Genomic DNA, 17,456 nt, shown 5'->3' with positions numbered 1-17,456 from the left:
TGAAGCAACGACATCGGAAAAGAGCCTTCCGCGCCATGTCCATGGCGCGGCTGGACGCGCACAGAGATTAGGGAGAGTAAGGGAGTGCCGTCGCGGCAGGAATGATTGGCCGCGCGTAGTGGGCAATCATGCCAATTGCAGGTTCGGCAACAGGCTTTCGAGTTCGGTGATATCGTTGAGGCAATAGTCGGATGCGGCAGCCAACGATTCCCGCGAGCCGGTGCCCGTCAGCACGGCGATCTTGAGGCCGGCCTCGGCATTGTGGCCCATGTGCAGGTCGTGATTGTTGTCGCCGACGACCGCCACTTGCGCCGGCTCCAGCCCGGTCGCCTTGCAGAAGCCGAGGACCATTCCAGCGTCCGGCTTGATGCCGAAGCCGCTGTCATAACCGGCGATGTAGTTCACGAACTCAGCGAAACCGAAGCGCTGCGCTGTCTGGCGGATGGAGCGCTCGTTGTCGCTGGACGCGATGCCGAGCTTGAAGCCGCGGCGGTGCAGGCGGCCGAAGAAGGCGGCAAGATCGGTGACCGGTACCGAAAAGTCGGCGGCATGGGAAAAGAGAGCGTCGAGCTTGATCGTCAGTTCCATGACATCGACCCTGGAACCCGCCGCGACCAGCCCCTCGGCGATCTGCCGGGTATTGCCGGCAGCCAGCAGACTGTCGGGCACGATATGGCCGGTCACCGGGTCCATCCCGGTCGCCAGCAACAGATGGTCGGCTAGCGCCGGATCGTCTTGCGAGGCGATGCGCGCCAATTCACGGTTCACCGGCAGCCAGCTCTCATCATAATCGAGCAGGGTGCCGTCCTTGTCGAAGAGGATGCCCTTGATTTGCGCAGCCGTCATCTTTTCCATCAGCCCTCTGCCACCGACCTCGGCAGCAGTCTTGCCTTCACCGTCAGCGGATTGATGTAAGGCTCAAGAGACTTCACCGTCGCCGTCAGCGCGCCGCGCATTTCCTGCACAGCCATGACGCCGGCCTCGATCATACTACGCCGCGCCTCGCCGTTGATGAGCAGATAATGCACCCCCTTGGCCAGCATCTCGGTATCGCGCACCATGCGGGCGCTGCCGCGGCGGGCAAGCTTCTGATAGGCGTCGCGGAAGTTCTGGACATTGCTGCCGGAAAGCACAGCGCAGCCCAGCATGGCGGGTTCGAGCGGATTTTGCCCGCCTTCGGCAAAGAGCGAACGGCCGACGAAGGCGACTTCGGTCATCCGCAGGTAAAGACCCATTTCGCCGATCGTATCGCCGAGGAAGATATCGACATCCGGCGAGAGTAGGTCGTCGCGCGTGCGGCGGGCAACCTTGAGCCCCTGCTTGACGAGCATTTCTTCGATCTCGTCGGAGCGCTCGGGATGGCGCGGCACGATGATCGTCAGCTGGCCGTTGCGCTCCTTCAGCGTGCGATGAACGACCGCCGCGGCATTTTCCTCGCCGTCGAAAGTGGAGATCGCAGCCCATGTCTTGCGATCGCCGATCTGCTTCTTATAGCGGGCGAGTACGGATGCGTCGTAAGGGGGCGCGTCCGTATCGACCTTGAGATTGCCGGAGGTCGTCACGTGCCTTGCCCCGAGATCGCGAAAACGCTCGGCATCGATATCCGACTGCGCGATCACAAGCGCGAGGTTCTCGAACAGCGCCTCAGCAATGGCCGTTCGACGCTGCCAGCGCGCGAAGGAGCGATCCGACATGCGCGCATTGACGAGGATCTGCGGAATGCGGCGGCGGCCGAGTTCCATGACGGTCGCCGGCCAGATTTCCGACTCTGCAATGATGGCGCAATCGGGCTGCCAGTATTCGAGGAACCGGCTGACGGCGGGCTTCAGGTCGAGCGGTACATATTGATGGATCGCCTCATTGCCGATGCGCTCGGCGGCGAGCCTTGCCGAGGTGATCGTGCCCGTCGTCAGGATCACATGAATGTCGCGGCGGCGGATTTCGCGGATAAGCGGAATGACGGCGTTGGTCTCACCGACACTCGCAGCATGGAACCAGACAAGCGGACCCTGCGGCCGGTTTGCGCTGGCATAACCAAAGCGCTCCGTGCGGCGCGCACGCTCTTCCTTGCCCTTGGCGGTCCGGTAGGCGAGATAGGCGCCGACGATCGGAGAGGCGATGACCCCTGCAGTCCGATAGACGCCCAGCGCGAACCGCGCTCTTGGCGAACTCATCTAAAATGCCTCCGATCAGCGATGATCGACATCAAACCCATTCCCCAATTATTGTTGCGGCCGGAATGACCGAGTAATTTGTTCAGAATGCGTCAATCGCCTGTGGCGCGTATCTAACGATGCGCAAAGACGGCCCTGCCGAATGGGGCGGCATCCGGCGCGTAAAATGCTGAAAAATTAGTTATTTCCAGCCTTGTCCTGCGGATCGAGCAAGCGATGCATATGGACGATGAAGTAACGCATATGTGCGTTGTCCACGGTCGACTGCGCCTTGGCCTTCCAGGCCCCTAGCGCCGAGGCGTAATCCGGGAAAATACCGACAATATCGAGATCATTCAGATCCCGGAACTGAACATCGGTCAGGCTTTCCAGTTCTCCGCCAAATACGAGATGCAAGAGCTGCTTTTTGCCGCCAGATTCCGTCATTTTCTTCTCTTTTCTCTTCTGGTCTCCTCCGCGCTCTCATCTGCGGGATTTTGACGCAAACGTCAACTGCTTCGTATGTCAGCAAGCCCTTCGAGAAACTCCGCAACGCGAGGGCCGGCAGCGCCGCAAAGCTCGGCATGACTAACCTCAGAACGGTTGTAGAGGACCGAGCGTCCATCGAGATCGGTCAGCCGGCCGCCGGCGCGTTCGAGGATGAGATCGGCTGCCGCAAGATCCCAGTCATGCGAATTGCGCTTGACGAAGGTACCTTCAAGACGGCCGTCCGCGACCATCGCGATGCGATAGGCGAGCGAGGGCACATGCTTCACCCTTTCGATCTTCCGCCGGAAGGGATCGGGGAACGCCTTCAGGATGTCTTCGCCGATCGCAAAACGACTGACGGTATCCGGTCCGTTGGCCGATACGGCAATGGGCTCGCCATTTTTCATCGCGGCACCGCCTTCGACCGCCTCGAAAAGCTCGTCGAGGGCGGGAGCGTAGAGCACTCCGGCAACCGGCCTGCCGCGATGGACGACGGCGACGCTGACGCACCAGAGATCCAAGCCGCCGAGGAAGGCGCGCGTGCCGTCGATCGGATCGATGACGAAAAGCGTCTCGGCCGACAGACGGGCGACGCTGTCCTCGGTCTCTTCGGAAAGCCAGCCGTAATCCGGCCTGGCGAGGCGCAGGATGGATTCCAGCTTTTCGTTGGCGGCGAAATCGGCAGCGCTGACGGGCGAGCGGCCTCCATTCTTCCACCAGACCTCCGGCGACTGATTGAAGAAACCGAGAGCAACATCACCCGCCTGCTTTGCGGCATCGGCGATCAATTCGAGATCGCTTTGCCAGCGGGCCGTTCGAACGTCACACATTGCACAATCCAATTCCAACAAGGTCAGGACGCTCTAGCGTCCCGCAAGCGTCATTCCCTCGATCGCCAGCGTGGGGGCCGCTACACCATACTTGCGATCGATGTCGTTTGCGGGCGTCACACGCATGAACATCTCCTTGAGGTTCGAGGCGATCGTCACTTCGGAGACAGGGAATGTCAGTTCGCCGTTTTCGATCCAGAAGCCGGTCGCGCCGCGGCTATATTCGCCTGTGAGCATGTTGACACCCTGGCCGATAAGCTCAGTCACGTAGAAGCCGTTCCCGACGCTCCGGATCAACTCTTCCGGCGAGATATCACCCGGTTCCAGCGCGAGGTTCGTCGAAGCGGGCGTCACCGAATTGCCGCTGCGCACGCCGCGGCCATTGGTTTCCATGCCGATTTCACGCGCCGTCGCAGTCGAAAGGAACCAATGCTTCAGGACGCCGTCCTCGATCATCACCAGCCGCTCGCCGGAAATGCCTTCGCCATCGAAAGGACGCGAGGACGGGCCGCGCACGATCAGCGGATCGTCGGTGATCGAAAGGCCGGATTTCAACACCTGCTGGCCCATCTTGTCGCGCAGGAAGCTGGATTTGCGCGCGACCGACGCGCCATTGATGGCGCCAGCGATGTGGCCGACGAAACCGCGGGCGATGCGCGGATCGAAGACGACGGTGACGCCCTTGCCGGTATCGACCCGACGCGGATTGAGGCGCTTGACGGCACGCTCGCCGGCGCGGCGGCCGATTTCGGCGGCATCGTCGAGTTCGGCGTAATAAAGGCGGCTGTCGTAATCGTAATCGCGCTCCATGCCGGTGCCTTCGCCGGCAATGACGCTGACGGAACGGCCGAAGCGCGAGCCCATATAGCTGCCTTGGAAGCCGTGCGAGGTGACGAGAACCAGCCCCCCGAAACCAGCGGAGGCTCCGCCCCCGGACGAGTTGGTGACGCCCTTGACCTCAAGTGCCGCGGCCTCAGTCGCAAGCGCTGCCTCGCGCAGCATGTCGGCGGAAACTTCCGTCGAGTCGAAAAGCTCAAGATCGGCATAGGACTTCGCAAGCCTCTGCTCGTCGGCAAGGCACGCGAAGGGATCTTCAGGCGAGACTTTTGCCATCGCGACAGCGCGTTCTGCGAGCGCCTTCAGGTCGAAGCCGGGATTGGCGGAAACGCTCGCGACCTTCCGGCCAACGAAGACGCGCAGGGAGAAATCGTCGCTCTCAGACGATTCCGTGCCTTCGACCTTGCCGAGGCGGATGCCGACGGATTGCGAGCGCGAGCGCACGACAACCGCGTCGGCGGCATCGGCGCCGGCCTTCCTGGCAAGATCGATCAACTGGCTTGCACGGGAAAGAAGTGTCGAGGAATCTATTTCTGAGGACATGATTTGGCCTTTCCTTGGGCTTCCATTTATTGTGCACTTCCGAAAGCATCAAGGCCGCGGCCGCCGATTCTTTTTCGCGCGGCTTGCGCGCTTCCCGCCATTGAAAGAAACTCCGCGACATGTCCGCCCCCAATGCCCTCTTTTCCGAAACGATCCTGCTGCTCGGCGGCGCGGTCGTCGCCGCCCCGATCTTCAAGAAGCTCGGGCTCGGCACGGTGCTCGGCTATCTTGCCGCGGGCGTCGTTATCGGTCCGATATTTCATGGCATCACGGACGGCGAGCAGATTTTGGGCGTTGCCGAGCTCGGCGTCGTCTTCCTGCTCTTCATCATCGGCCTCGAGCTCAAGCCCTCGCGACTCTGGCAGATGCGACGCGACATCTTCGGGCTCGGCACCGCGCAGGTGATGCTGACGGGACTGGCGCTGACGGGGCTTGCCTATTTCTCCGGCGTGCTCGACTGGCGGGGAAGCGTCGTTGCGGGCTTTGGGCTGGCGCTTTCTTCCACTGCCTTTGCGATGCAGATCCTCGATGATGCTGGCGAGGTGAACTCCAAATACGGGCAGCGCTCCTTTTCGATGCTGCTTTTCCAGGACCTGGCAATCGTGCCGCTCTTGGCGCTGATCACCATTCTCGACGGTGGATCCGGCAGCAATGCGCCGCTTCTGGACTTTGCGATCGCGGTCGGTGCCGTCGGCGCGATGATCGTCATGGGGCGCTATCTGCTGACGCCGCTCTTCCAGGTGATTGCAAGGACCGGAGCACGCGAGGCGATGATCGTCGCGGCGCTTTTCGTGGTCATGGGATCGGCGAGCCTGATGCAGTTTGCCGGGCTTTCCATGGCGATGGGCGCGTTCCTGTCCGGCGTCATGCTCGCCGAATCCTCCTACCGGCATGAGCTTGAGGCGGATATCGAACCTTTCCGCGGCGTGCTTCTCGCTATCTTCTTCATGGCGGTCGGCCTGTCGCTGGAACTGGATGTGCTGATCGACAACGCGCTCTTCATCGTCGCCGCGGTGCCGATCGTGATGGCCGTCAAGGCTGTGATCATCTACGGCCTCTGCCGGGTGAGCGGTTCTTCGCACGACGACGCCATCCGCATCGCTTTCCTGCTGCCGCAGGGCGGCGAGTTCGGCTTCGTGCTGTTTACGACTGCCGGTGCGGCGGGACTGATGCCCTTCAGCACGGCATCGCTTCTGGTCGCCATCGTTACACTGTCGATGGCGCTGACTCCGCTCGGGGCAGCACTTTCGAAACGTATGCTGAAAGGCGAGGATCAGGAGGAGCTCGATGAGGACTTCGAGGGTGCGGGCGCCGATGTACTGATGGTCGGCTTCTCGCGTTTCGGCCAGATCGCCGCGCAGATCCTGCTCGCGGGCGGGCGCGACGTGACGGTCATCGATTTCTCCGCGGACCGTATCCGCCAGGCGTCCTCCTTCGGCTTCCGTATCTATTTCGGCGACGGAACGCGCAAGGACGTGCTGCGCTCGGCCGGCATCGACAAGGCGAAGATCGTCGTCGTCTGCACGCAGAAGCGGGAAATCACCGACAAGGTGGTGGACCTGGTGCAGGCCGAATATCCGCACGCGAAACTCTTCGTACGCTCCTACGACCGTGTCCATTCGATCGCCCTCAGGAATCGCAATGTCGACTACGAACTGCGCGAAACGCTGGAATCCGGCCTGCTGTTTGGCCGCCGCACGCTTGAGGCGCTCGGGGTCGACGATCAGGACGCCTTGGAGATCGGCGAGGATATCCGCAAGCGCGACGAGGAGCGGCTGGTGCTTCAGGTAACCGGCGGGCTGCAGGCGGGCCGCGACATGCTCTTTTCCCAGCCGGTCCGGCCAGAACCGCTGGTGAGGCCGAAGCGAACGATGGATTTCGACGAAGACCCGCTAGCGGGAACGGCTGACGTGAGAGCGGATGCCTAAGCTCTGAGGCGGGCTTCAAATTCCTGATCGAGTGCGCGCTTCAGTTCATCCTTGACGCCCGCAGACATCGCCAGTACCTCGCGCGCCTTGAGAAAATCCATCACGCCAGTGCGGCCGACGGCCGGACGCAGGAAGATATGCGGCGGCTGGAGCTTGAGTTTCAGCGTAATTGCCGTCTGCATCATCAGTTGGCCGGAACCGAAAATGCTTTCCATGCGGTTCGGAATATGTGTGCCGTCGCCTTCCGGCGCACCGACGACATCGACACCGATGACGATGTCGGCAATATCCATCAGGCACTCGTATGGGACCGGATTGCTGATGCCGCCATCGATCATCACCCGGCCGTGGAGGCGAACGGGCATGAAGACGGCAGGGATGGAAGACGATGCGGCAAGCGCCGGAAACAGCGCTCCTTCGCCAATGATGACTTCGCTCTGACCGTAGTAATCGGTCGTGATGACGTTCATCGGAATAGGCAGATCTTCGAAGCGATCGGGCAGGCCGGCCGGCAGGAAAGCCTTGAGGATACGCTCGAGATTGAACTGGCCGATACGGATGCCCTTTGCGACGGCGTCCCGGACCGTCTGCGGCCGCAGACCCCAGATGCGGCTGACGACAGCCGTCTTGTTACCGACCGTCATCAGCGCGTGCTCGCGGATCGCCTCGCCACTCATGCCGGCCGCCATGCCCGCGCCCATGATGGCGCCGATCGACGCGCCGGAAATCGCAACGGGCCGGATGCCGAGCTCGTCCAGGGCTTCGATCACGTGGATATGGGCGAGCCCACGAGCACCGCCACCGCCGAAGGCGATGGCCACCGTCGGCATGCGGCTCGCAACAGGCATTTCGTTATTCGCAATAACCGCCGCCTGCCGCACAACCCAACTCCGGATAACCCGCCGCCCTTATTCAGGCTGGTAGCGGAAGAAATGAACCCTTGTATCGCCAAAGATGCGATCTTCGAGGAAGAGATAGGAAGGATCAACTGAAACGGCAACATCCGATCGCTCTTCGAGAACGGCAATCGCGCCCGGCACGAGCCAGCCGCCCTTGGCGGCAGCTGCCATCGCCTTTTCACCCAGACCCTTGCCATAGGGTGGATCGGCGAAAAGCATGCTGAAGGGCTCGAGATTGCCGACGGAACCCAGGTCCGTGGCGTCACGCCGCAGAATGCGGGTGCGGCCGTGGAGGCCGAGCGCATCGATATTCTCCCAGAGAAGCCCCCTGCCCTCGACGCTGTTTTCGACAAAGAGCGCATGACGGCAGCCGCGCGAGATGGCTTCAAGGCCGACGGCGCCGGTGCCGGCAAAAAGATCGAGAATCCGGGTGCCGTCGATGCATTCCGAATAGGCGTGGCTCAGGATATTGAACAGGCTCTCACGCGTCCGGTCGGCAGTCGGCCGGATGTCGTTCGACTTCGGTACGGCGAGCGGCCGTCCGCGAAACTCACCGCCGACGATCCGCACCGCGCGTCATTCCCTTTCCTTTCGGTCCACCGCGCGACGGCGCGCCCGAAGGCTTGCCACCACCGCCCGGCCGATCGCCCTTAGGCTTGCTTGAGAAATTCTTGGAGCCGCCGCCCGGCTTGCCGAAGCTCTTGCCACGGGGCTTGTCGCCCGCAGGTTTATCGCCAAACGGCCTTTCGCCGCGCGGACGTTCGGAGCGGCCCTCGCCGGGAGCGCTGCGGGCAGTGCGCGGACGATCGCCGAAGGAATGGGGACGCTCGTCACCTTCTTCGCGTGGTCTGCGGTCGCTACGGGGCTTGTCGCTAAAAGGCCGATCCCCACGCGGAGGACGGTCACCTGACGGGCGGTCACCACGCGCGGGACGATCACCGAAAGAACGGGGACGTTCGTCACCCTCAGCACGTGGTCTGCGCTCGCCACGGGGCTTGTCGCCGAAGGGCCGATCCCCGCGCGGAGGGCGGTCGCCGGACGGGCGCTCGCCACGAGCCGGACGATCGCCAGGACGGCGATCCGGGCGTGCAGGACGATCGCCGAACGAGCGCTTGCGGCCAAAACCCTCGCCGTCATCCTTGGACTTCGGCGAAACTTCGCTGGAGCGGATCCACTCGCCTTCTTCGTCGCGGGCGCGGTTGATCTGCACGCGTGGCCGGTCGTCGCCGTAGTTGGAGGGCTGCGGCTTACTGCTGCCCGGCTTCTCGCCACGCTTGCGGGCGGTCTGGGCATTCTTCGCAGCCTTGGCGGCAGCCTTTTCGCCGAGCGGACGGGCGCCGGGCGCCATCCAGACGTTGGCGTTTCTGCGGCTGCCAAGCGCCGGGCGCTTGGGCCGGTCGTCTTCCCTGCGGCCAACATCGCGGTCGCCTTCGCGCCTGCCATCCCGGCGGTCATCACGGCGATCGTCACGCTTGGTGTCGAGACGGCTCAAAGCACGCTCGCGCTTGTCCTCAGGCTTCCAGGAGCGCTCGCGCTTCTCCGGCTTCGTTTCCACCTCTTCCTCGGCAGCAAGGGCAGGCGCGTTGTAGATCGGGGCATCGAAGTTCGCCTTGGCGTCCTCGATCAGGCGCGGTCCAAGCTGATCGCGCAGCGTGCGTCCGCGCACTTCAACGACGTGGCCTTCTGGCAGATCGCCGAGTTGGAACGGACCGTAGGAAACGCGGATGAGACGGTTGACGTCGAGGCCGAGCGCGCCGAGCACATTCTTGATTTCACGGTTCTTGCCTTCGCGAAGACCCATGGTGATCCAGACGTTGGAACCCTGGGTGCGGTCAAGCGTCGCTTCGATGGAGCCGTAGAGCACGCCGTCGACGGCAATGCCGTCCTTCAGCTTGTCGAGCGCTTCCTGATCGATCTCGCCATGGGCGCGCACGCGGTAGCGGCGGAGCCAGCCGGTGGTCGGCAGTTCGAGCGCGCGGGCAAGACCGCCGTCATTGGTCAGCAGCAGCAAACCTTCGGTATTGATGTCGAGCCGGCCGATCGACATGACGCGCGGCAGCTCTTCTGGCAGGTTGTCGAAAACCGTCGAGCGGCCTTCCGGGTCGGAATTGGTGGTCACCAGACCGGCCGGCTTGTGATAGAGCCACAGGCGCGTGCGCTCGATGCCGCGGATCGGCACACCGTCGACCTCGATCTTGTCGGTAAGCGTCACATTGACCACCGGCGTCTCGAGCGTCTTGCCGTTCAGCGTGACGCGGCCTTCCATGATCATGCGCTCGATGTCGCGGCGCGAGGCAACGCCTGCGCGCGCCATGACCTTGGAGATGCGTTCCGCCTTGGTTTCGCCTTCGGTCTCGGCGGCTGCAGCCTTGGGGGCCGCCGAGCTCCTTGCCGGTTTGCCTTCGGTTTTCGGCCGCGCATCGTGCGCGGAGGGCTTGCCGCCCGGCCGTTTTGGCTTGTCTTTGAATGTCATTTGTTGTTTGCCTGCCTTTTGGGGCCTGTCTATCAGGTCGCGCCCTTGCGGTTAAGTGGGAAATTGCCGGATCGTGAAGACAAATCGGTTTATGGAGATGGCCCTTGACGAAGCGCGAGCAGCGGGCGAGCGCGGCGAAGTGCCGATCGGCGCCGTGGTGGTGCTCGATGGCGCCGTCGTCGCGCGCGCCGGCAACCGGACGCGGGAGCTCAACGACGTCACGGCCCATGCCGAAGTGGCCGCGATCCGCATGGCTTGCGAAGTCCTGGGGCAGGAGCGTCTGGTCGGCGCCGATCTCTACGTGTCGCTGGAGCCCTGCACAATGTGTGCCGCGGCCATCTCGTTCGCGCGCATCCGCAGGCTCTATTACGGCGCGGAAGATCCCAAAGGCGGGGCAGTCGACAATGGTGTGCGGTTTTACGCCCACCCGACCTGCCATCACGCGCCGGAGGTCTATTCCGGTTTGAACGAAACGGAATCAGCGGACATTCTCAGGACGTTCTTTGCCGAAAAGAGAGAGCTTCCATGACCCCGAGCATTCTTGTTCTCGCCGCCATAGTCGCGCTCGCCGCCTCGGCTTACAGGGCGCTCGCGCCGGGTGCAGAGAAAATCCCGATGCAATGGTCTTTGCGGGGCAAGGTGAACTGGTCGGCGCGCCGGCTCATGGCCTTCGGCTTCGTGCCGGCACTTGCCCTCGCCATATTCATCCTGCTGATCGTAAGCGGCAGGCCGGCGGAAACGATATCGCTTTCACCGGCTGCATTCTTTTCGGGTGTCGGATTGTGCACATCGCGCTCGTTTGCCGCTGGTTTGCCGCGCGGCAGGCCTAAGATGGCCTGAACTTACTGAAGGAAGTTCCACCACTTCTTGCCGGTGCCGGCAACTGCGGCATCCTTCTTGCGCTGCTTTGCCTTCTTGAGCTCGGGTTCGCCAAGGTCTTCCAGCTTGGCGGGATCGTCGACCTGGCGATAGGTCGACGGCGGATCGGAAATGTAGCGGCGCTGATCGAGATGGGCCCCCTTCTGCAGGGCACGGGCTTCGCGGTAGGCCTTGGTCTGCGCTTCGGTCGTCTGGCGACCGCCTTCGACGCCGTTCTTGGCGAGCGGCGAGACATAGGTGTACTTGTCTTCGTTATCGTCGGCTTCCTTGACGAGGCGTGCACGGGTTTCTTCCGGCGATTCGACCCACTGCGGATTTTCCTTGCTCGCGATCGTCTGCTGCGGCTCGACCAGCGCTTCCCTGGAAGCCTGGGCAGGCAAGACGAGCGTCGGGCGCGGCGTGTACTTGACGCCCTTGTTCTTCGGCTCGCGGGGAGCCAGAGACACGGACTGGCCGATATCGTCGCCAAGCTGCTCCATCGCCGTCGTGCCTGTACCGTAGGTCGGGCTGCAGCCGGAAGCTATCGAGCCCGCCGCCACAACAACAGCCAGGCAAGCGCCTGCACGGAACCAACGCGTCGCTAACATGAAAACCCTTCCAGCCATGCCGGTGCAATCATCGCCCTACCGGATGATCGTCCCCCTGACGTAAAAATCCGGCCATTTTCAGGCAGCTTTTACCGGATGAACTGCAAAAGAGCAATTCATCCGGCAATTTTCTTCAGTAATTACAATCCGAGTTCACGCAATGCAGCGGCATCGCGCGCCGATACATCCGGATACTGCGGATCGGAGCCGACATCCTTGGTGATACGCCAGGAGCGGGCGCATTTGGTGCCCTCGGCAAGTGCTGGCTCGACGCTGACTCCCGGAACTTCCGGCAGCCGGAAGGCTTCGGCCGGCCCCTCGGCGCCGTCGACGGCAATATCCGAGGTGATGCAGATTTCCGAGAAATCCAGCCCATCAAGAGCAGCGCGAAGCACGCTGTCCGTGACATGCACGACGGGCGCTGCTTCCAGCGACGAGCCGATCCGCTTGTCCTTGCGCTCGATCTCCAGAGCGCCGGTGACGACCGAACGGATCGCACGGACCTTCTTCCACTTGCCGGCCAGCGCCTCGTTCTTCCATTCAGGCGGGATCGCCGGGAACTGCTCGAGATGAACCGAGACCGCCGACGGATCGCGCGACAGCCACGCCTCTTCCATCGTGAAGGGCAGCATCGGCGCCATCCAGGTCACCATGCTATCGAAGATATTGCGGATGACATGGAGAGCCGCACGGCGCCGCTGGCTCGACGGCGCATCGCAGTAGAGCGTGTCCTTGCGGATGTCGAAATAGAAGGCCGAGAGCTCGACATTGGCAAAGTCGATCAGCGCGCGGGCGATCTTCTTGAAGTCGAAGGCATCGTAGTTCTCGCGCACGAGCTCGTCGAGCTCGGCCAGGCGGTGGAGCATCAGCTGCTCCAGTTCCGGCAGATCGGCGAGCGCGATCACTTCGCCCTTGTCGTGGGCGAGTGTGCCAAGCATCCAGCGGATCGTGTTGCGGAGCTTTCGGTAGGCATCGACATTCGTCTGGATGATCGTCTTGCCGACGCGAAGGTCGTCCGCGTAGTCGGAGGTCATGACCCAGAGGCGGAGGATATCCGCACCGGCATCCTTCATAACTTCCTGCGGCGCGGTGACGTTGCCCTTGGACTTCGACATCTTCTCGCCCTTCTCGTCCATGGTGAAGCCATGGGTGAGGACGGCGTTGTAGGGCGCGCGGCCGCGGGTAGCGGCCGATTCGAGCAGCGAGGAATGAAACCAGCCGCGATGCTGGTCCGAGCCTTCGAGATAGAGATCGGCCGGCCACTTAAGGTCCGGGCGGTCTTCCAGCGTAAAGGTGTGCGTGGAGCCCGAGTCGAACCAGACGTCGAGGATATCCATGACCTGCTTCCACGGCTCGTTCGCCTTCTTGCCGAGGAAACGCTCACGCGCACCTTCGGCGAACCAGGCGTCGGCGCCTTCCTTTTCGAAGGCTTCGAGGATGCGGGCATTGACCTCGTCGTCCTGCAGGATCTGGCCTTGCTCGTCGACGAAGACGCAGATCGGCACGCCCCAGGCGCGCTGGCGCGAAAGCACCCAGTCCGGGCGCTGTTCGATCATGGCGCGCAGGCGATTCTGGCCGGCAGCCGGTACGAAGCGGGTATCATCGATCGCGTTCAGCGCACGGGAGCGCAGCGTCGTTCCGTCGTCGAGCTCCTTGTCCATATGGACGAACCACTGCGGCGTGTTGCGGAAGATGACCGGCTTCTTCGAGCGCCAGGAATGCGGATAAGAGTGCTTCAGGCGGCCGCGCGCGAAGAGCGCGTGACGGGCGATCAGCGCTTTGATGACGCGCTCATTGGCATCACCCTTCTTGCCGCTGTCGTCGATAACGCGCGCCGCGCCGCCTTCCGCATCCGGGCCGAAGCCGGGCGCGTCGATGGTGAAGAAGCCGGCATCGTCGACCGGGAACGGGATCGTGGACGAGATGCCGCGCGCTTCGAGCTCCCGCATATTGTCCATCCAGGCATCGAAGTCCTCGCGACCGTGGCTGGGGGCGGTATGGACGAAACCGGTACCTGCGTCATCGGTCACATGCTCGCCATCAAGCAGCGGCACCTGGAAATCATAGCCGCCGCCCAGGCCGTGCAGCGGGTGCGCACAGGTGACGGCGGCAAGTTCATCCGCTTTAATATCGCGAACGAAATTGAAGGTCACTTTCGCCTTGGCAGCGGACTCCTCAGCCAAGCGCCTGGCAAAGATCAGCTTCTCGCCCGGCTGCGGGCCGAAGTCGTTCTCGGCGGTCGCAACTTCGTAGAGGCCATAGGGGTAGCGCGACGAGAACGCGACCGCGCGGTTGCCCGGGATCGTCCAGGGGGTCGTCGTCCAGATGACCACGAAGGCGCCGGCCAGAGCGGCGGGGCCTTCCGCGACGGGGAACTTCACCCAGATCATGTCGCTTTCGACATCGGCGTATTCGACTTCGGCTTCCGCCAGCGCAGTGCGCTCGACGACCGACCACATGACCGGCTTGGAGCCGCGGTAGAGCTGGCCGCTTCCTGCGATCTTCAAAAGCTCGCCGGCAATGCGCGATTCGGCGTGGAAGTTCATCGTCGTATAGGGATTATCGAAGTCGCCCTCGATGCCGAGGCGCTTGAACTCCTCGGACTGAACCTTGATCCAGCCGGCGGCGAAGTCGCGGCATTCCTTGCGGAATTCGTTGATCGGAACTTCGTCCTTGTTCTTGCCCTTCTCGCGGTACTTCTCCTCGATCTTCCATTCGATCGGAAGGCCGTGGCAGTCCCAGCCGGGAACGTAGTTGGCGTCAAAGCCGCGCATCTGGAACGAGCGGTTGATGACGTCCTTGAGGATCTTGTTCAGCGCGTGGCCGATATGGATGTTGCCGTTCGCATAGGGCGGGCCGTCATGGAGGACGAACTTCTCGCGTCCGGCGGCGGATGCGCGCAGCTTCCTGTAGAGGCCCATCTGCTGCCAGCGTGCAACGATTTCCGGCTCCTTCTGCGGCAGGCCGGCGCGCATCGGGAAGTCGGTTTCGGGCAGGTAGAGGGTCTTCGAGTAGTCGATCTTTTCGGCTGTGTCGGTCATGTTTCAGCAATCGTTTCTGGGCGCCTTCAAGGCGCGACGGCTTCAAAAATGTCTGATGACGGAAGCGCTCGTTTGCCCAAGCGCCAAAAACCCGGACCTTCCGGCGGCTCAGCGCGCGCGGAAGGCCGGGCCGATAATTCGCATCGCACTCGACAGCCGGACTTTATTCATAGCGGCGGTTCATAGGCGTTTTTGCCGGGAAAAGGAAGAGGGATTTGAGGCCGTGCCCACCGGCATCGCGGCGTCAGACGAAACAAAGCTTAAGGTCGAGTTCGCCGAGCGGCCGGACACCCGCAAGCAGCGCCCTCGCCTCCTGCTCGTCACGCTTGATCTGCTCGACGAGCGGTTCCAGGCCGTCGAACTTCAGTTCGGGCCGCAGGTGGCCGAAGAAGGAGACGGAACAGGTCCGGCCGTAGAGGTCGCCGTTGAAATCGAAGAGGTAGGTCTCCAGCAGCGGCGCACCGTTTTCGATCACCGTCGGGCGGCGGCCGTAGCTCGCAACTGCATCGTAGAGCTTGCCGTCGTCCAGGCGGAAGCGGACGCCGTAGATGCCGGCTGCAAGTTCGGCCTCCGGCGGAAGCTGCATGTTTGCGGTTGGAAAACCGAGCTCGCGGCCGAGCTTTTCGCCGCCGATCACCTCAGCCTCGACTGTGTAGCGGTAGCCGAGCAGCGCGGCGGCCTCGCTGACATCGCCTTCCTTCAACAACTCGCGGATGCGGCTCGATGAGACGACCTCGGCATTCTCGTCGCGGAAGGCGTCGATCAGCGTGACGCCGAAACCGTATTTATGGCCGGCATCCATAAGGAAGGCCGGGCCGCCCTCGCGATTCTTGCCGAAATGGAAGTCGAAGCCGGTGACGACTTCGGAGGCGCCCAGCCAGTCCTTCAAGATGCCGTGGATGAAGTCGTCCGGCGAGCGCTGCGAGAATTCGCGGTCGAAAGGATATTCGATAACGGCGTTGAAGCCGATCGCTTCCAGGATGCGGGCCTTCAGGGGTGCGGGCGTGATGCGGAAGACCGGTGTTTCCGGCCTGAAGACCGTGCGGGGATGCGGCTCAAAAGTCAGCACCAGCGCCGGGATGTCCCGCTCGTTCGAGATTTCCAGCGCGCGGTTCAGCACCGATTGATGGCCGCGATGAACGCCGTCGAAATTGCCGATGGCAATCACCCCGCCCTTCAGGTGGGCAGGCAAGGGTTCGCGGGTTTCATTGCGGTGAAAAACGGTCATCGGCGGGCTTCTTCTTATGCGAGGCGCGGCATCCACCACTTGGGCGCGGCCTTCTCGCGTTCGAGATAGGCATGCAGGATCGCCTCGTCGGTCTCGCCGTTCAGCGTGTATTCCTTCGCGTGGATACCGCCGCTGATATAGAGGAGATCGAGGCCGTAATCGAGAGCGCCGTGCACATCCGTCGGCATGCCGTCGCCGATGGCAAGAATGCGGCTTTTCGGGAAATCGCCGTGGAGTTCGTGCGCGGTTTTCAGCACGGCGTCGTAGATCGGCGCGTGCGGCTTTCCGGCGATGCGGATCTCGCCGCCCAACTGGTGGTAATAGGCAGCCATGGCGCCGGCGCAGGGGATGATGCGGTGACCACGTTCAACGACGAGGTCCGGATTGGCGCAGACCATCGGCACGTTGCGTGCCTGAAAATCCTTGAGCATATCCGTGTAGTCTTCCGGCTTTTCCGTCTCGTCGTCGAAGAATCCGGTGCAGACCACGGATTGAGCGTCCTTCGCATCGACGCGCTCGACGCCGAGACCTTCGATGATGGCCAGATCGCGATCCGGGCCAAGCAGGTACACCTTCTTCGGGCCTTCGGCGATCAGGCCGCGGGTGACGTCGCCGGAGGTGACGATCCGGTCATAGGCGCCGTCCTGGATGCCGATCTGGCGAAGCTGGGCGACCACCTGAGGCGCGATGCGCGGCGAATTGGTGATAAGGATGACGGCAAGCCCCTCGCCGCGCGCGGCTTCCAGAGCGGCAGCGGCCGTCGGGAAGGGATCGACGCCATTGTGCAGCACGCCCCAGACATCGCAGAACACCGCATCATACTGGCTGGTGATCTCCGCAAAACTTCTAATCCGCTTGGCCATCCGATTTCCCGATTTGCTTTCAGTCAGGCGTGACATTGCAAAGGCATGCCGCGATGGCAAGGGATTTTCGGGCGATCTTTAGGAAAAACCGTCGGACCTTCCACGAGAGGAAGGCCACGCAGTTGACAGCCTGCGCGGGCACTCCGAAGCTCAAGCAACCGACACGCGTCGAATCGGGCGATGCTTCAAACAATTCCCGCCCTCTTCACAATTCCGGCGCAAAATTCCGTGATGGGTCTTCTTGACTCCTTCTGGAGCCATCCCTAAATGCTCGGCGCTAGCACTCCTCAACGGAGAGTGCTAACACTTATCCATGTGGGCCGCCCGGCCTGCGAATGTCATTTGATCGAGGGATTAGACAATGGCAAGCACCAATTTCCGCCCCCTTCACGACCGCGTCGTCGTTCGCCGCGTTGAATCCGAAGAAAAGACCAAAGGCGGCATCATCATTCCCGATACCGCTAAGGAAAAGCCGCAGGAAGGCGAAATCGTCGCCGTCGGCTCCGGCGCTCGTGACGAGTCCGGCAAGGTCGTCGCTCTCGACGTCAAGGCTGGCGACCGCGTTCTGTTCGGCAAGTGGTCCGGCACAGAAGTCAAGATCAACGGCGAAGACCTTCTGATCATGAAGGAAGCCGACATCATGGGCATCATCGGCTGATCCAGCCGGTCGCTTTTTACCCGAAATCGCTGACAACCCTTCTCAGGA

General features: G+C 62.5%; 16 protein-coding genes. 4 read left to right on the top strand and 12 right to left on the bottom strand.

All coding sequences use genetic code 11. From position 1 onward, the window contains the following. Nucleotides 1–126: 126 nt before the first annotated feature. The 5 genes from QA644_RS02650 to QA644_RS02630 form a co-directional block, all read right to left on the bottom strand. Nucleotides 127–846, bottom strand: coding sequence for an HAD family hydrolase (locus QA644_RS02650; protein ID WP_194730087.1), 720 nt, complete (start codon nt 844–846; stop codon nt 127–129). 8 nt (nt 847–854) lie between these two features. Beyond that, nucleotides 855–2,174, bottom strand: coding sequence for a lipid IV(A) 3-deoxy-D-manno-octulosonic acid transferase (waaA, locus tag QA644_RS02645; protein ID WP_283070968.1), 1,320 nt, complete (start codon nt 2,172–2,174; stop codon nt 855–857). Nucleotides 2,175–2,351: 177 nt separating this feature from the next. Next, nucleotides 2,352–2,600 carry a DUF4170 domain-containing protein gene (locus tag QA644_RS02640; RefSeq protein ID WP_028739857.1) on the bottom strand — a complete coding sequence of 83 codons (249 nt, stop codon included), beginning with the start codon at nt 2,598–2,600 and terminating at the stop codon, nt 2,352–2,354. 62 nt (nt 2,601–2,662) lie between these two features. Further along, complete coding sequence (locus tag QA644_RS02635; protein ID WP_239595306.1) at nt 2,663–3,472, bottom strand: 3'(2'),5'-bisphosphate nucleotidase CysQ; 810 nt, start codon at nt 3,470–3,472, stop codon at nt 2,663–2,665. Nucleotides 3,473–3,505: 33 nt separating this feature from the next. Next, on the bottom strand, nt 3,506–4,852 hold the full coding sequence (locus tag QA644_RS02630) for a TldD/PmbA family protein (RefSeq protein WP_283070966.1): 1,347 nt from the start codon (nt 4,850–4,852) through the stop codon (nt 3,506–3,508). 119 nt (nt 4,853–4,971) lie between these two features. Between QA644_RS02630 and QA644_RS02625 the strand changes: the two genes are divergently transcribed. Further along, nucleotides 4,972–6,780 carry a monovalent cation:proton antiporter-2 (CPA2) family protein gene (locus tag QA644_RS02625; protein WP_239595311.1) on the top strand — a complete coding sequence of 603 codons (1,809 nt, stop codon included), beginning with the start codon at nt 4,972–4,974 and terminating at the stop codon, nt 6,778–6,780. On the opposite strand, the gene QA644_RS02620 is transcribed toward QA644_RS02625, so the two are convergent. The 3 genes from QA644_RS02620 to QA644_RS02610 are packed head-to-tail and all read right to left on the bottom strand — an operon-like array spanning nt 6,777 to nt 10,152. Beyond that, complete coding sequence (locus QA644_RS02620) at nt 6,777–7,628, bottom strand: patatin-like phospholipase family protein (RefSeq protein ID WP_283070965.1); 852 nt, start codon at nt 7,626–7,628, stop codon at nt 6,777–6,779. The genes QA644_RS02625 and QA644_RS02620 overlap by 4 nt on opposite strands. Before the next feature lie 60 nt (nt 7,629–7,688). Next, on the bottom strand, nt 7,689–8,249 hold the full coding sequence (gene rsmD / locus QA644_RS02615) for a 16S rRNA (guanine(966)-N(2))-methyltransferase RsmD (RefSeq protein ID WP_039844108.1): 561 nt from the start codon (nt 8,247–8,249) through the stop codon (nt 7,689–7,691). Then, on the bottom strand, nt 8,230–10,152 hold the full coding sequence (locus QA644_RS02610) for a pseudouridine synthase (protein ID WP_283070963.1): 1,923 nt from the start codon (nt 10,150–10,152) through the stop codon (nt 8,230–8,232). The genes rsmD and QA644_RS02610 overlap by 20 nt, the downstream gene beginning before the upstream one ends. Nucleotides 10,153–10,243: 91 nt before the next feature. On the opposite strand from QA644_RS02610, the gene QA644_RS02605 reads away from it, so the two are divergent. After that, a complete protein-coding gene (locus QA644_RS02605; RefSeq protein ID WP_239599601.1) occupies nt 10,244–10,681 on the top strand; it encodes a nucleoside deaminase in 438 nt (145 codons plus the stop codon). Further along, nucleotides 10,678–10,992, top strand: a complete 315-nt coding sequence (locus QA644_RS02600) for a hypothetical protein (RefSeq protein ID WP_283070962.1) — start codon at nt 10,678–10,680, stop codon at nt 10,990–10,992. The genes QA644_RS02605 and QA644_RS02600 overlap by 4 nt, the downstream gene beginning before the upstream one ends. Before the next feature lie 2 nt (nt 10,993–10,994). On the opposite strand, the gene QA644_RS02595 is transcribed toward QA644_RS02600, so the two are convergent. The 4 genes from QA644_RS02595 to QA644_RS02580 form a co-directional block, all read right to left on the bottom strand. Then, nucleotides 10,995–11,618, bottom strand: coding sequence for a hypothetical protein (locus QA644_RS02595; RefSeq protein ID WP_283070960.1), 624 nt, complete (start codon nt 11,616–11,618; stop codon nt 10,995–10,997). Between the two features lie 140 nt (nt 11,619–11,758). Beyond that, nucleotides 11,759–14,659, bottom strand: a complete 2,901-nt coding sequence (ileS, locus tag QA644_RS02590) for an isoleucine--tRNA ligase (protein WP_283070958.1) — start codon at nt 14,657–14,659, stop codon at nt 11,759–11,761. 244 nt (nt 14,660–14,903) lie between these two features. Further along, nucleotides 14,904–15,887: a bifunctional riboflavin kinase/FAD synthetase gene (locus QA644_RS02585; protein WP_239595326.1), complete on the bottom strand. Its 984-nt coding sequence runs from the start codon at nt 15,885–15,887 to the stop codon at nt 14,904–14,906. A 14-nt stretch (nt 15,888–15,901) separates the two neighbouring features. Continuing rightward, nucleotides 15,902–16,750: a TIGR01459 family HAD-type hydrolase gene (locus QA644_RS02580; RefSeq protein ID WP_239595329.1), complete on the bottom strand. Its 849-nt coding sequence runs from the start codon at nt 16,748–16,750 to the stop codon at nt 15,902–15,904. A 361-nt stretch (nt 16,751–17,111) separates the two neighbouring features. On the opposite strand from QA644_RS02580, the gene groES reads away from it, so the two are divergent. Beyond that, entirely contained in the window at nt 17,112–17,408 is a 297-nt protein-coding gene (gene groES / locus QA644_RS02575) for a co-chaperone GroES (RefSeq protein ID WP_004675403.1), read from the top strand. Nucleotides 17,409–17,456: the final 48 nt, after the last annotated feature.

This window comes from Rhizobium sp. CC1099 (assembly GCF_029714385.1).
Taxonomy (GTDB): Bacteria; Pseudomonadota; Alphaproteobacteria; order Rhizobiales; family Rhizobiaceae; genus Rhizobium.
Note: the sequence above shows the minus strand (reverse complement) of the source record. Positions and strands in the feature narration are given on the sequence as shown.